At 57.1% G+C, this 16339-nt stretch carries 6 protein-coding genes; 4 read left to right on the forward strand and 2 right to left on the reverse strand.

The features are described 5' to 3' along the window. Positions 1 to 244: 244 nt before the first annotated feature. Both OHL19_RS07665 and OHL19_RS07670 read right to left on the reverse strand, forming a co-directional pair. Positions 245 to 4648: a choice-of-anchor D domain-containing protein gene (locus OHL19_RS07665; protein ID WP_263357053.1), complete on the reverse strand. Its 4404-nt coding sequence runs from the start codon at positions 4646 to 4648 to the stop codon at positions 245 to 247. A 121-nt stretch (positions 4649 to 4769) separates the two neighbouring features. Then, positions 4770 to 5117 carry a hypothetical protein gene (locus OHL19_RS07670; protein WP_263357054.1) on the reverse strand — a complete coding sequence of 116 codons (348 nt, stop codon included), beginning with the start codon at positions 5115 to 5117 and terminating at the stop codon, positions 4770 to 4772. 192 nt (positions 5118 to 5309) lie between these two features. Between OHL19_RS07670 and OHL19_RS07675 the strand changes: the two genes are divergently transcribed. From OHL19_RS07675 to OHL19_RS07690, 4 genes are all read left to right on the forward strand, one after another. Further along, positions 5310 to 7778 (forward strand): winged helix-turn-helix domain-containing protein, encoded by a 2469-nt coding sequence (locus tag OHL19_RS07675; protein WP_263357055.1) that lies wholly within the window; start codon positions 5310 to 5312, stop codon positions 7776 to 7778. Positions 7779 to 8262: 484 nt separating this feature from the next. Then, positions 8263 to 13551: a beta strand repeat-containing protein gene (locus OHL19_RS07680; protein ID WP_263357056.1), complete on the forward strand. Its 5289-nt coding sequence runs from the start codon at positions 8263 to 8265 to the stop codon at positions 13549 to 13551. A gap of 290 nt (positions 13552 to 13841) precedes the next feature. After that, complete coding sequence (locus tag OHL19_RS07685; RefSeq protein ID WP_263357057.1) at positions 13842 to 14516, forward strand: RNA polymerase sigma factor; 675 nt, start codon at positions 13842 to 13844, stop codon at positions 14514 to 14516. Between the two features lie 4 nt (positions 14517 to 14520). Beyond that, the gene (locus OHL19_RS07690; protein WP_263357058.1) at positions 14521 to 16332 is read left to right on the forward strand and encodes a cupin domain-containing protein; all 1812 of its coding nucleotides are present in this window, start codon (positions 14521 to 14523) and stop codon (positions 16330 to 16332) included. Positions 16333 to 16339 lie beyond the last annotated feature (7 nt).

Raw genomic sequence — 16339 nt, forward strand, 5'->3', positions numbered from 1 at the left:
AGCGGCGGACCATCTCATTGGTCGGCTTGTCGGTGGTGGGCTCTAACTGACGACCAGTGCGTTTGTTGGCGCTTTGATTACGACTTTGATCTGATGTTGGCGATCTGATCTTGATATCTATGAATGGGATTTTGAGGCATATGGGCGGTTCGGCTGATTCGATGTTGGATGGCCAGGTCTTCGCGAGGAAGACCTGGCCATTATTTTGGTGTGAGGCGCGTTCTTGCGGGTCTGGACTGGAAGGTCAGGGTTGGAGAGTCAGGGTTAGGTTGTGGCTGATGTTTCCGCTGGTGGCTGTGACGGTGAAGACTACTGCGGGTTTGCTGCTTGAGCATCCCAGGAGTGCCGATGTTGCTAGTGCTACGACTATAAGAATTGCTGCAATTCGTACGCGGTAGTTCTTTAGCTTTTTGCGGAAGCCGAGGAAGAACGCCATGCAGCAGGCGAGTACTGGCAGTGTGGTCGTTCCGCTAAACGGTTTCCGATTGAGGGCCGCAGGCGTGGGCTGGCTGAGCGTCATCGTGGTGCTGACTGTGCCTCCATTCGGAGTCACGGTGGATGGCGTGAAGACCGGAGTTCCATACGAGGGGTCGAGACCGGTCACCTTGAACGTGATCGGCTGATGGAAGCCGATGCTTGCAGTCAGTGGTGCGACATCGATTGCCCATGTCGGGTTGGAGCCGCCCTGTGATGGGGATGCTGAGGAGAGGACGAAGTCCGAAGGATTGGTGCCGCCGCTGAGCGTTACGTTCTCAGTGCCCGTGTTGAGAACGATCTGGAGGTTGGCACTGAATTCGTTCCCTGTTGCAAGAGGCTTGAAGTAGACGGAGATCTGGCAGTTGCCATTTTTGTTCAGGTTTGCGGGGCAGTTGTTGGTCTGGGTGAAGGCTGTAGGGTTTGTGCCGTTGATGCTGATGCCAGCGATAGCAAACGGCGAGTCACCCTGATTGGTCACGTTGACGATCTGGGCCGCACTGGTTACACCGTTCGCCGTGGCGGGGAATTGAAGCGACGTTGGACTGACGACAGGGGTTGGCGGCGAAAGGGTGTTCGCGGTGAGGGCTGTCGCTAGGTAGTGTAGCTGCGTGTCGCCGGAGTAGGTCCAGCTAAGTTGGAACTGTGCGTTGTAGGTGGTATCTGGCGTAGAGATTCCGGTGGGATCGAAGACGATGTCGATGATGCAACTGGTGTTGGGAGCCAGAGTGATGTTGGCGTGGCCATCTGTCGAGATGGGGCAGAAGAAGGGTTGTCCTACCTGCTGGTTGAAGAAGCTGCTGCCCGCTCCGGCGATGATGCGCTGTGTTCCCAGAACTTCAATGGTCTGTGAAGTCTGGTTCGCGAAGGTGAGCTGCTGCTCAGGGGACGAGCTGGAGCCCTGACCCAGGACGACATTCTGGAAGTTCACGGCAGACGGGGAGAGACGAACATCGTCGGCAGTCGGCGGCTGGATACCTGTTCCGGTCAACGCTACCGAGGGGTTTGACGATCCATCTGTGACGGTAAAGGTGCCCTGCACCGTGCCGACGGCGAAGGGGATGAAGCTCAAGGTGTAGGTGCAGGAGGATCCGGCAGCAACTGGCTGTGTGATGCAGGTTGTTGTGACGATATGGAAGACCTGTCCGGTGATGGTGGCTGCCGAAAACGTGACCGCCCCCGGACCGTTGTTGGTAAAGGTGACGACCTGCTGAGCGGTGGTGCTGTCGTAGACATTGCCGAAGTTCACGGTAGCAGGCAACAGCGTCTCCGAACCCTTGGCTTGTGCGCCGGTGGCTGTGAGCTGCACGATCTGCGTTCCAAGGCTATCGGTTACAGTCAATGTGCCTGTGTAGGGGCTCTCGGCTGTAGGAGACGCGGTGATGCCGAACTGGCACGTTGCACCGGCGGCGATGGAGGCTCCGCAACCATTGCTGGTCAACGAAAATCCTGTGCCGGTTACGACTGCGCTGGTGATGGGGAGCGCTGCACTGGAGGAGTTTGTAAGCGTGACAGACTGTGTCACGCTTGTTCCGTCCGTGACGGAGCCGAAGGCGAGCGTGGTGGGAGAAAGCGTTGCCGCTGCTGCGTTGGCGGTTCCGGTGAGCGTAATTGTGAGCCGGGTCGCCGGGTTGTCGAGGTCGCCGGTGGTGTAGGTCGAAGTCAGTGTTCCGGACGTTTGTGGCTTGAAGGTGAAGGTCACCGTGCAACTGGCTTGCGGAGACAGAATGCCGTTGCAGTTATCGCTCTGGGTGAAGTCCTTGCTGTCGGTAAGTGTGCTCTGGATCAGGTAGATGGACTGGGTAGTTCCGTTGAGGAGCGTTGCGGTCATCGCGGCGCTGGTTGATCCGACGCTGGTCGCCGGGAAGGTGATGGTGGTCGGTGTCAGGGTGAGGGAGCTGGACTGAATAGCGGCGATGAAGCCGTCTGTAGCTCCGCCGCCACTAGCCGGCTGATAAGCGTTGGCGATCGGAACGTCCGTTGCATTGGTCTCGCCTACGATCAGGATCTGGCCGGTGTCGGCGAGATACACGCGCTGCGGCAGCGTGGTGCCGGTGGTTGTGCCCAGGTAAGACGAGATCAGCAACGAGTTGTCGAAGGACTGGGTGGTGTCGATCAGGCCAAACACAGCGTCGTAATTATTCGCTCCAATCGGCATGGTCTGCAGGTTGTTCTGAACGGGAAAGCCCGATCCGGCGACGCCGGTAAAGGCCAGCTGGCCTTTTGTCGAGACTGCAATCTCGGCGCTCACCGGCAGGAAGGTGGAATAGAGCAGGGTCGTGCCATCCGGGCTGAGCTTGCTGGCGTAACCGGCGTAATAGCCGTCGATGGCGAGAGAGTAACCGTTCAAGGTGGGGAAATCGCCCTGATTGGTATAGCCCGAGACATAGATGTTATCGGAAGGATCGATCACGATGTCACGAGGCGTAACTACGGTGTCGGAAGCACCGTTGGTTCCTCCGAGGTACGTGGCATAGGGGATTGAGGCGCCTGTGGGATCAATCTCCATCAGGAAGCTGGCAACGCAGGGGGTAGACCTGCATTGAGGCTCCAGTGCGTTGGCGGTTGCGACCGGAAACGTGTTGTCACTGGTTTGGCCGTAGAGCCAGACATCCCCCTTGGAATCGAGTGCCAGGGATGCAAGCTGGGCGACTTTCGTGCCGTCGACGCTGTCGCCTACGCAGGTCGCATAGACAACAGAATCCGTTCCGGTTTTGGTGGTGTCGAGCTTGGCGAGAAAGTCCTGACCGAGCATGAAGAGAGGGTTTTTCTGCCAGATGAAATTTAAATCCGCAACGTCGGATTGCCCGATCAGATAGACGATACCGTTGTTCGCGGTGACCATGACGGGCGGAGCGAAGCTCGCAGACGGGCTACCGTAGCCGATGAACGTGGAGTAGAGGATCGTGGAACCGTCCGCGGAGAGCTTGGTCAGCGTACCGGAGGGTTTGCCTCCTACGACAGGTGTGCCACCGGGATAGCCGTTGACGATGGGGAAGTTGGTGCTATGCGTGGCGCCTGCCACGTAGACGCTGCCGTCCGTATCCAGTGCAAGGTTGTAGGCCTGGTCGTTGTCGCTGCCGCCGAGGTATGTCGCGAAGAGCAGCGTCTGGAAGGTGCTGTCGAGTTTGGCGATGTACATGTCCGGTTGGGTGAAAGCGCCTGCGTCTGCATTGGCCGGGCCGCACTCTCCGACGCAGGCTCCGGTGGTCGCGCCGACCGTCTTCAAGTCTGTCGAATCCGTGGTCAGCAGCAGGTAAAGGCTGCCGTCGCTGCCCACTTTGAGATCGACGATCGAGTCGTTAAACTTGCCGCCGAAGTAGCTGCCGTAGACAATCACGGGGTCGATGACGACTGCCTGCCGATGATCGTAGACACCGAGGGCAAAGCCGTAGCCGCCGTCGGCCAGGGGACGATAGCGGACGGGGATGGGTGTTTTCGCCCCATTCGCCGCCTGCTGGTAGGCCACGGGCTTCAGCAGGCGCAGCGCCTCGTTTGGTGTGCCGGTGCTTGCCGTCTGGCGCAGGATCAGGTCGCCGGTGCTGTCGTCGTTTACGGTCGCCGCGCCTTGAAAGCGCATTCGGATCAGGGATGGATCGGCGTTGGGTGCTAACTGGTAATCGTGCTCCAGTTGATTGCCGTTACCGTAGTAGACGAGATCGATACCGGGGTAAACGGCCGGTACGCGAACGCGGCTGAACTGGCTGACGCCGGTCCGCCACAGTGCAGGATCGTTGCCCAGGAGGTAATTGCTGCGGCCGGGGAGGGTCTCTTCGCCCGTGGGCTTCGCTGCTGTACGGGCACCATCGAGCACCATGGAAATGGCCGTCTTTCCTGGGGCGGAGAACTGTGCTTTTCCAGCGGCGTCGAGGCGCATTGTTCCTGCGGGAGACCGGCGGGTCATGGCACCGTCTGCGGCTGGCTCGAAGTAGAGGGGCTGGCGCAACAGGGTTTGCCGGATCTGGTCGTGGGAGGGAACGGCTGCGGACTGGCTACGGGATTTGGGCTGGGCTTGAGTCGTGGCTTGAGCTTGGGCTTGAACTGCACGGTGCGTTGCGGTCTGGGGCAGCGTTGCCGCCTTTGCCACGCCGATGGAAAGAAGCGTCAGCAGAACGAGAATCGAGGCCGTCATTGATACCCGGGGGGATTGCCTCAAACGAAGATCGAGGGACATGGTGAGCTCCTAAAAGTGAAATCAGAAATTCTGAAGCAGAGAAATCGGAGGCTGATCGGAGACTGAAAGAGCTGGCCGATGATGGGGAAAGACATCGGTCATTGGAGTGTCCTAGGGAAGGTCATTCGCGCTTGCCCGTAAGCTGCTCCAGGGAGTAGCGGCAGATCCAGATCTGGCCGTCGGGCTGCCGCTGGAAGTGAACGCCGCTGTTCGCAAGCGCGGATTGCAGGAGAACGGCAGCGATATGTCCTTGACGGAGGGCCTCTTCGACACTCAAAAAGGACAGTCCATTACAGGCAGGGCAGGGTGCCGAAGGCTGGGTGTTGTTCGTTGGCCCGGTGTCAGATCCGGAGCCAAAGTCGCTGGGCATCGCTCCGGACATCACTTCGGGCATTGCTTCGGTTTGTGTCATCGACACAGAGATCTCGCGGTGCTCGATGCTGATGGAGATCCGGCGGACGCGCTTCATAGGCTGGCCCCGAAAAATAGAGCAAGCGATGGTCGTCGAGTCTTCGCCGAGGCTTTGCTATGCTTCAGGCAAGGTATCGGTTGGCATTCTCTGCTAGGCGTCGGTTGCATGGTTCGGTTATCCCATCGGACTTGTGGTTTCGTCCTCAACTGCGGATCAAGGCTCTCTCAATTTCAGATCAAGTAGGCTATCTTGCTGGAAATAAAAAGCTCCATTCGATTCGAAGGCTATGTAATTGATCGTCAAGGCTGGAGCATGCGCTGGTCGGAAGAGCCGATTGCGCTCAATCGCAAGAGCTTTGACGTGCTGCTTTACCTCATCGATCATCGGGATCGCGTGGTCAGCAAGAGCGAGCTGCTCGAGAAGATCTGGGAGGGTCAGTTCGTGGAGGAGAGCAATCTTGCGCAACAGGTCTTCCTGCTGCGCAAGGCTCTGTCCCGGCACGATTCGCGGAGCAAGATCATCGAAACGATTCCGGGTCGCGGCTATCGCTTTACCGCTCCGATCAAGGAATGGGTCGAGGCACCGGTTGGGGAACCGGAGACTCGCATTGAGCGGATCGTGCTGAGCGCTACGGAATCGATCACCAGGATTACCGTGGAAGAGGAAGAGGAGGATGATTCGCCGTCTTCGCCGTCTCTCGCTCCTGATACATCTGTGATTGATGCCACGACTAGAACCGGTGTCCACGAGCAGGAAAATGGGCAGGGGCTGTCGGTTCAAACAGGGGCGGATCAGGGCGTCCGTGGCGTCCGAATAAGAATAGGCTGGCGCTGGGTGCTGGCCGCATCGTTCGTGGTCCTGGTGCTAAGTATTGCTGGTTGGTTTGGCTGGCAACGTTGGCTCGACAGGGAAAGCGGAGCGCCGGTGGACGTTGTTATTGCCCCGATGGCTGGAAGCACGGGCGATGCGGTGCTGGACCAGGCATTGGTCGTCGCTCTGCGCACGGATCTCTCACAGAGTCCATTCGTCTCCATAGTAACTCCGGCCAGGATTCGCGAAACCTTGAGGGAGATGAAGCAAAAGCCTGACGCCGAGATGACCTCCTCAATTGCAAGAGATGTCTGCGAGCGCACCAATAGCCAGGCGGTTCTATTTGGCAATATTGCTCGGTTGGGGCAGCACTTTCTGCTGACTGAAGAGGCGACGAGCTGCGTCAACGGCGCGATGCTCGCCAATGCGAAGTATGAAGCATCGACAACAGAAGACCTGCCCCACGGCATCGATAAACTTGCTGAAGGTCTAAGGCATGGGCTGGGTGAATCCAGGCGCAGTATCGCTCGATTCGACGTTCCGCTCTTTGTTTCTATAAATACATCATCGCTGGAAGCATTGAAGGAATATACTCTGGGCGCGACGCTGGCGGATCAGGGCAAGTATGAAGACGCTACCAACCTGATGAAAAAGGCGATTGCCGCAGATCCTGATTTTGCAGAGGCTTATTACGGTCTTGCGGCCGGTCTTAGAGCTTTGCATGATCCTGTTGCGGAGAAGGATGCAATTCTCAAAGCGTACAGTTTGCGCGACTCCGCCAACGAGTCGACGCGGCTGGCGATCATTGCTCTGTATCACTACGGAGCGACACAGGACCTTTATGAGGCGGAGCGGAACTACCGTACCTGGACAGAGCTCTATCCGCGCGCTGGCGCGGCATGGAATAATCTGTCGGCTATAGAGCGTGATCTTGGCCATCATGCGGAAACACTCGCCGCCGCCAGGCACGCACTGGAATTGAGGCCCGACGTAACGATCGTCTATGGGAACGTGGCCTATGGGCAGTTAGAGACAGGCGATATGCGGGGGGCACTTAGCACTTGTGAAAGCGCCATTGCCACAGGCCATGATTCAGATCATCTGCGTGGATACTGCTTTGAATCCGCTTACGCTCTGCATGATGCGGCGCTCGTTCAGAAACAGCGAGACTGGGCTGCTGCACATCCCGATGCGATCTTGATCCGGCAGAATGAAGTCGATATCGCGGTTGCAGAGGGAAGATTTTCTGACGCAAGGCGTCTTTTTCCGCAACTCGAGGCGATCATACGTCATAGAGGGGTGGCTGCACCGGCCGATGAAATTGTTCGCGCTGAAAGCATCGATCTGATCGATGCAGGGGAGGTGGAAGAAGGACGCAGGCTCTTCCGCAGCGTTCCTGTCGATCCGAAAAGCCAGTACAGCATCCTTGGCCTGGCCAGTGTGGGAGATTCTGAAGCAGCTGCATCCGATTTGCGCGCAATGCAGACCGAGTTTCCTCAAGGGACTATCTGGAACGATTATCTTGGCCCTGAGGTGCAGGCAATCAATGCCATGACGAATCACAAGCCTGACGAAGCCATCGCCGCACTGGAACGGATTCGACCGTTGGAAGGGCGTGATCCGCTTATCACCATGATGCGGGCAGATGCCTATCTAGCCAAGGGAGAGGCTGGCCTCGCAGAAAAGGAGTATCGCCGGGTGATCGACAGCCCAGTGCAAGATCCGATCATTACGGCGGTGCCGCTCTCCTGGCTTGGCTTAGGCCGTGCGCTTGCTGCTGAAGGCAATCGTACCTCGGCAATCGAAGCCTATAAGCATTTCTTCATGCTTTGGGCACATGCGGATCCCGATGCAAGGTTTCTTGTCCAGGCGAAAGGCGAGTTCAACGCGCTCCACGCACAGCTTTAGTGGAGTGACTGTTTTGGTTAGCGCTTTCCGTGCGCAACGCCGCAAGGCAGCGCGTGTGTTGTGGAAGCAGTTGTCGTTATCCGTCACCGAGTAGGATGAAGCTGCTTCGAGCGGAGTTATATGTTTGCGGTGTGGAGCGCAGTTGGGCACTCAAGTTGCCTGGTCGCGAATGGCGCAGAGGAATTTAATGTCGGTGTAATATGCTTTTGCGAACGGTCCTGTAAAACATCAATTGTACCCACCCATATGTTGTGTTGAGCGCATCTATGCGTACGCGCCGATGTGTGTTTATCTCGTTCTTCCCTCCTACAAAAATCCCACTGTAAAACAATTTCAAAAAATAAACAGCATCTCCTCGTTGAGAACAGATACCTCCAAAAGTCATTTTCTGTAGAGGGGCTTATGCTCCGTCTCATTTGCCCGCGGTGCAGTTTATGAGCCGCTGGGGACAAATGGGAAGCAGGCTGTATTTCTTGGAGGGTTTGTGCGAATTCTGTCGAAGATTGTTGGTAGCCGGCTGGCGGCAGCGGGCATAGCGCTGGTGGGAGCACTCATGATGGTGGGCTGCGGTGGCGGTTCATCGTCATCCTCCCCGGGCAATGCAACCGCAACACCGAGTTTCAGTCCTGCCGCGGGAAGCTACACAACGTCGCAGAGGGTCACCATTTCAGATACGACAGTTGGAGCGGTGCTCTATTGCACGACGGATGGGACGACGCCAACGACATCCTCTCCGAAGTGCGCCCAGCCTTCTACGGTCTTCCAGACGGAATTTCTCCAGGCTCTTGCGGTTGCGCCGGGAAGCAGTCCCAGCGCGGTTGCGTCGGCGGGTTACACGATTAACCTGAACGCCGTGGCGACACCGACCTTCTCTCCTGCCGGGGCTACGTATGCATCACCGCAGATGGTGACCATTGCCGATGCGACTCCCGGTGCGAACATTTATTACACCACCGATGGAAGTGTGCCAACTACCTCTTCGTCGGTGTACGGGGCTCCTATCAACGTTTCTACTTCAGAGACGCTTACTGCAATCGCCATGGCGAGCGGCTTAAGCAACAGTGAAGTTGCAAGCGCTGCTTACACGATCGGCCAGGGTGGCGCTTCGACTGCTGCGGCAACGCCGACATTTTCTCCTGCTGCGGGGACATACTCGTCTTCGCAAACAGTGACCATCAGCGATACATCCGCTGGCGTGAGCATTCATTACACGATCGATGGCAGTACGCCGACGGATTCTTCCGCGACGTACAGCGGTCCGATTACAGTTTCGACGACAGAGACGATCAATGCGATTGCAACGGGCGGCGGTTTCACTGACAGCACGGTTGCCAGTGCGGCGTACACGATCGCTCCTGTTGCTTCGAATCCTGCTGTGGCGCCGACGTTCTCGCCTGCGGCCGGTACCTTCACGTCTGCGCAGACGGTGAGCATCAGCGATGCTTCTGCCGGCGTGAGCATTCATTACACGGTCGATGGCAGTACGCCGACGGATTCTTCCGCGACGTACAGCAGTCCGATTGCGGTTTCCAAGACGGAGACGATCAAGGCTATCGCAACGGGCGGTGGTTTCACTGACAGCACGGCTGCGAGCGCTACATATACCATCAGCTCCGGACCGGCAGCGACGCCGACGTTCTCGCCTGCGGCTGGCTCTTACGCATCCGCGCAGACGGTGACTATCAGCGACGCGACTTCAGGTGTGACGATCCACTACACGATCGATGGCAGCAACCCGACGGATTCTTCCGCGACTTACAGCGGTCCGATTACGGTTTCGTCAACGGAGACTGTCCAGGCAATCGCAACGGGTAACAGCTATACCGACAGCCCGGTTGCGAGCGCTGCGTACTCTATCACCTCCGGCCCTGCGGCAATGCCGACGTTCTCGCCGGTGGGCGGAACCTACACGACTACTCAGACGGTGAGCATCGCGGACGCATCCGTGGGTTCAATCATCCACTACACAATCGATGGCAGTACGCCGACGGATTCTTCTGCGACTTACAGTGGTCCGATTACGGTCTCCTCAACGGAGACCGTCAAAGCAATCGCAACGGGCAACGGCTACACCGACAGTTCGGTTGCAAGTGTGACATACACGATCAGCGCTGGTCCTGCCATAACGCCGACGTTCTCTCCTGTGGCGGGTACTTATGCCTCCACGCAGACGGTGACTATTGCGGACGCATCTCCCGGTGTGAGCATTCACTACACGATCGACGGCAGCACACCGACAGACACCTCCATGTTGTACAGCGGCCCGGTTACGGTTTCCGCAACGGAGGTGATCAAGGCGCTCGCGACGGGCAATAACTATACCGACAGCCCGATCGCTCTTGCTGCTTACACCATCAACACAGGCCCAGCGGCGAGCCCGACCTTCACTCCGACTGGAGGCTCATTTACTACTTCTCCGCAGGTGGTGACGCTTGCCACGACATCCACTGGCGCGAGTATTTACTACACGCTCAACAGCACTGCGCCGGGCAACCCGCCGACGCACGGATCACAGCTCTATACCGGGCCGATCACATTGCCGGCGACGACGACTATCAATGCCATTGCGGGTGGCGACGGCTTTAGCGACAGTCCGGCCTCGACGCAGACGTTCGCTCTCAACGTAGGAACCGCTGCTATGCCGACGATTACGCCTGGCACCGGCAACTTTACTTCCACGCAGACAGTGACCATCACTGGAACGAGCCCTAACTCAGTCATTTACTACACGCTCGACGGCAGTGCGCCGTCTTCAGTGCCTAATCCGGCTATTCCGTACTCCGCCTCTATCTACAACGGTCCATTCACGATCCCATCGACGGCAACCGTCAAAGCGATCGAGGGGGGCAATGGCTATGTAGACAGCGCTGTGGCCAGCTCGACGCTTACCATTACCAGCTCTGCCGTAGCCGCGCCAATATTCATTCCAGGCCCCGGCATACTGCATGCAGTGTCGTCGAATATCAACTTTGGTTCCGCAACGCCTGGTGCCACCATTTATTGCACCTTTGACGGCAGCACACCGCAGGCGATCCCGGCGGATGCGTGCGGGAGAAGTCTCTATCCGGGTAACCCAGCCACTTCGAACAACAACATCGTTGATCTGACAAATGCTCCGTTCACCCTCAAGGCTATCGCGGTAGTCACCGGGCAGCCTCCAAGCGAGGAGACAGACGGTACCTATACCTACGAGTTAGGAACTGCGGACGTACCCACGTTCTCGCCGAACCCTACAACCGGCTTGTATACAAACCCGATAACCGTCTCCCTCACCCAGGATCAGGGTCCGCTGCCGGTGATGTACTACACGACCGACGGAAGCACACCGACTACTTCTTCACCAATGTACATTTCAATTTTTCAAGCAGGTGGAGGGATCCCGATCTCCTCTACTACGACCATCAAGGTGCTCACTGTGGGCAATGGCTACGATGCTGCCCCGGTGGTAACGGGGAACTTTGTCTTCAACCAGGCAGTCGCGGCAACGCCTGTCATTACGCCAGCGACGGGAACCTACGCCGGATCGCAGACGATAACCATTATCGATCCGACTCCCGGAGCCACGATTTACTACACCGACGACGGTACTGCGCCGACGACCGGCTCATCGGTATATAGCGGCCCCATCACCGTGTCTTCGACGGAGACTATCCAGGCTATCGCAGTAGTTCCCACCTTCGCCAACAGCTCGACTGCCTCGGCTACCATCACCATCTCGGCAGGTGGATCGGTGGCGCTCACGGGCAAGGTGCTTAGCGGTACGGCGGCTGTTTCAGGTTCACAGGTGCAGCTATACCAGGCAAGCCAGGCCAACTATGGCGCAACAGGTAGCCCATTGGGTGCTTCCGTCAGTACGGGTGCTGATGGCACCTTCAGCATTTCCTATACCTGCCCGGCCAACCCCAACGATCTGCTTTACCTGATCGCAACGGGCGGCGATGCCGGTCAGGGAGACAACTCCAGCCTGGAATTCATGGCCGGACTGGGATCCTGCAACAGCATGAATGTCGCCGCTCCGATTGTGATGAATGAGGCTACTACCGTAGCTTCGGCCTATGCGCTGTCGCCCTTCATGGTGGCGCCTCCGGATGTAGGTACTTCCGGCAGCAACTACCAGGGCCTGGCGAATGCTTTCCAGACCATCTCCAGCATGGTGAACCTCGCTTCCGGACAGGTGCTTGCGCATACACCGGACTATCCTGCGGCGCTGGCGAACGATCCGACGATTGTGAATAACAGCACGGTGCCACAGTCACGTATCAATACATTGGCTAACGCCCTCAATGCCTGCGCCAGTTTGACCGGCGGAGGTTGCACCGATCTGTTCGCGGCAGCTACGCCGTCCTCCGGGCCATCGTCGGGTACAGCGCCTACTACTACATTGCAGGCCATTCTGAACATCGCTCAGAACCCAGGGATGAATGTGGCCACGCTCTTCACTGCCGCTCCTGCCTCCGGTCCATTCCAGCCTGTGTTGGGTGCGGCGCCGGGTGACTGGACTCTGGCTCTGACCTTTACCGGTGGTGGCCTCGGCATTGCTCCAGGGCTTGTGACCGCCAGTGGCTTTGATCCGGTCTTCGCTAACGGGCTGGCTGTCGATGCTTCCGGCAACATCCTGATCACAGCCTATGCCACTAGTGGGTTTGGCTCGGATAACGGAAGCAACATGCTCGCCATCTTCAACAGTCAGGGCGCTCCTCAGACCCCTGCCACCACCGCGCTTCCTCAAGGAGCCGGAGATTTCCCCCTCTATGGCGGGTTGCAGTCAACAGTTGTAACCGGTCCAAGCGGCTCCTTTGCAATCTCCGGTCCGAGCGGCCTGGCTATCGATGGAACAGGGAATATATGGCTGGGTGTGGGCGGATTCAACCACGGCGTCTCGGAGTTGTCTTCTACTTATGTCCCACTCCAGGGCTATCTTGAGAATTCCGGTTTCCATGCCCCTGGGGGGTTAGCTGTGGATGCAAATAACAACCTGTGGGAGAGCGATACAAATTACCTGCAGGAGTATGGTCCTGACGGAACTCAATTGTCGCCTAACGGCTCCGACAACACCACGTTGTGGAATGGCGCCAGCGCGGTAGATACCTTTGGATTCGAAAGTCTGGCGCAGCTTGTCTTCGATTCGAGCAGCAATCTATGGGCTGAAGATACCGACAGCTTCGGTGACATGTATTTGATCAACCAGAGCACCGGGGCCATTCTTTATGACCCATGGTTTAGTCTCGTCAGCACTACCGGCGAATACACGCCGCTGGTGGCAGACGGCGCGGGGAATATCTATGGCTGCGGCGCTCTGGGCAACCAAACACTCAACGTCTTCGCCGCAACTCAGACCACGCCGCCGACTGGGACGATGCCCAACAGCTATATGCTCTCAACCGGAAGAGGCTGCGGAACTCAGATGGTACTCGATGGACTGGGCCGCATCTTTGCGATGAGCCCATACAATCTGAAAACGTCTATGCCCCCTGGAGTGATTGACGAGTTCACCACTACAGGCGTGTCGATCTCTCCGACGGCAACGGGCTATACGGGAACCGGCGGCGGTGAGGCTCCAACCATCAACGCTGATTTCTCCCAGACTGTTACGACAAACTACGTTCCGGGCATGGCTATGGACGGATCGGGAAATTTGTGGGTTCTGAACACCGATACGGGTGCCCCCGGCACTACGGGCAATGTGCTTGTGAAGTATGTCGGCATAGGAGCCCCGGTGCTTACGCCCACGGCCCTCGCACTGCAATTCGGCGAGATAGGTGTGCGGCCGTAACTAGCCGTCTGGTTGCGAAGGCATGGTACGCGTCATGCCTTCGCAGCTCGAATTCATCGGGTGCAGCAGCAAACAAGTTCCTTCGTAACGAATTCATCGAAACCCACCGGAGAGATAACGTGAGTGTCGCAGTCGCTCCACATACTCAAAGCACAGGCTCGAACCTGTTTCTTCGCAAGTTCCCGGTCTCTCGCGCTTCCCATGTCGAGAGCCGGAGAAAGAGCCGGTTTTTATTTCGGACCGAAGACGCAGGGAGGAATATTGCGCTTGTTTGCGGAGAAGGAGTGGCAATGAGAAGCATCGCTTACGAAGCGGCATCGGTAATTGAAGAGGGCCTTGATTCCAATACTGCATGGGGACAGGAATTCACCCCGGAGGATCAGGCCGATCGAATTTTGCATGTTGCGGAGAATCCGGATGTTTCAGAAGAGGGAGAGCGAGGTGTCGATCAACGAGCGTCGTGCATCGATCCGCGAGAACAAATTCTTAAGCTATACGACGAATACCGGCCGCGGCTATTTCGCTATCTTCGCAGCATGAAGCTTGATCGTGAGCAGGCAGAAGAAATGATTCAGGAAACATTCATGCGGCTGACGACTCAGCTTTTAAAGGAAGAGAACATCGAGAATGTGCAGGGATGGATTGTGCGCGTGGTTCACAACCTTGCGGTCGATGCTCTTAAAAAAAGCGACCGAGATGCAGGGGCGACTTCTGAAGGTATTTTGGCCATTGAGAACCGTGCCGATCCCGCACTCAGTCCGGAAGAGAGCTATTTGAAGAAAGAGCGGATCAGGCGCATGGATCTTGCTTTATCTACCTTCAATGCTCAGCAGCGCGAGTGTTTTCATATGCGGGCACAGGGATTTCGTTACAAGGATATCGGCCTGGCGCTTGGTGTAAGCGAGCAGAGGGCAGCTCTTGTTGTGAAGCAGGTGGCAGTGCGACTGGCGGCTATCTGTGGGTAGAACGATGAGTCGATTTTTAAGACGTTTCATTCCTAACCTAAACGAGCATCTCACCGATGATCGTTTAGCGAGTTTGTTCTGTGACGAGTTGCCGTTTGCCGAGAGGCTGGTCGCCAGGCAGCATCTGGCGAAGTGCTGGCACTGCCGGGTTCGCCAGGAAGATCTTGAAGGACGGCGCGCGGATCGAATGGTGGATCTTTATCGCGATGCTCTCAGCAGCGAGGATCTAATGCTGCAGGCAAAGCCAAGGGATGAGTTTGCCCGACGTCTTGAACTTCGTATACAGCGCGAGACTCCGCGAAGAAGGTGGGCTTTTCGCTTTCCACATGTTTCTTTCCCCGTGCTTACCCCTATGAATCCAACAGTGGCCGTCGGTATGGTGCTCGGTCTTATGGCTGTGATTTCGTTCTTCACCTGGTGGCAGCAGCGTGCTCCGGATATCACTTCGAACACGCTTCTGGTGCGCGCGGAGAAGTGGGATATATCCAGCTCTGCCCATGCTGTGGGCGTCGTGTACCAGACGGTTCAAATCACGACGCGGAAGCAAACGATGAAGCGTTCCATTTATCGGGATCTACAGGGAAAGCGTCAGCCGAGGCTGGCAAAGCTGGAGGAGAAGGAAGAACATCTCAGGGGCATGATGGTTCGAGCGGGCCTGGACTGGGATGAACCTCTTTCGGCGTCCGGCTACCAGACGTGGCATGACCATCAACATATACGCGAGGATCATATCGTTCGTACTGGAAGGCACCTGCTCCGCTTGACCACAGCCGTTCCCGATGGTTCCGTCTCAGAGCAATCGCTGACGGTGCGCGATACGGACTTTCATCCTGTACAGCGTACGGTCGCCTTTCGCGATAACGACACCGTAGAGATTGCCGAACTTGACTTCAAGATATTGCCGTGGACTGCGATCGACGCGAGCGTGTTCGAGCCTATTGGCGGTGTATTGCGTGCGGAGCCAGCGAGTCCGGCCCGGGTTCTTTCTTTTCCGCGCATGCCGGAAGTAATTAACACCGATCAGCTCGATGAGACAGAGCTTGGCGCGAGACTCATTCTGAACCAGCTTCATGCGGATACCGGCGAGCAGATTGAGATCAACAGGATTTCGCAGGGAATTGAAGTAGAGGGCATGGTTGAGACAGATGAGCGTAAGCGAGAACTGCAGGCGCACCTGCAGACGCTGCCTCATGTAGTGGTCTCCATCCGAAGTGTAGATGAGCTTAAGAACAATCCTGATGCCGGTGAAAACGTAAGGAGCATCAAGACTGCTTCGATGCCGGACCAGCCATCTCCACTGGAGATATACCTACAGACGCGTGGACGTGGAGTCAGCGCTATCAGCGTGCTTGCGCAGAAGCTCTTCAACTGTGCATTGACGATCAGCCAGGAGAGCAAGGCTATTGTCGAACTTCGCGCACATTTTCTTCCTGACGAGCAGAAGACGGTTATCGCGTCGGCAATGTCAGCAGAGTTGATTTACAGCCATCACGAGAGACTGCGGATCGCACTGAAAGAGGAACATGAATTGCTGGCCGAGGTCCCGATAGGCCCTCTGTCAGTGGATAAGACCTCTACATCGCGACCTGCATCGGGAGCCGCAACAGTAGCTATAACAGGAGCGCCCGTGCTCATGGATGCGGCTGCGAGGAACCTGGCTCTTTGCAGAGAGCTCACACAAACCAATAGTCCTGCTGCGCGGAGTGCGGAGAATATTCTCGCCGAGATGTCCGCAACGATGGGCGATCTGACAGCCGGCGCGAACGAAGCGTACGGAAAGCCTCAGGATGACACCGTCCTGAGCGGAAAAAAGTAGGAAACGT

Source organism: Acidicapsa ligni, from assembly GCF_025685655.1.
GTDB classification, from domain to species: Bacteria; Acidobacteriota; Terriglobia; order Terriglobales; family Acidobacteriaceae; genus Acidicapsa; species Acidicapsa ligni.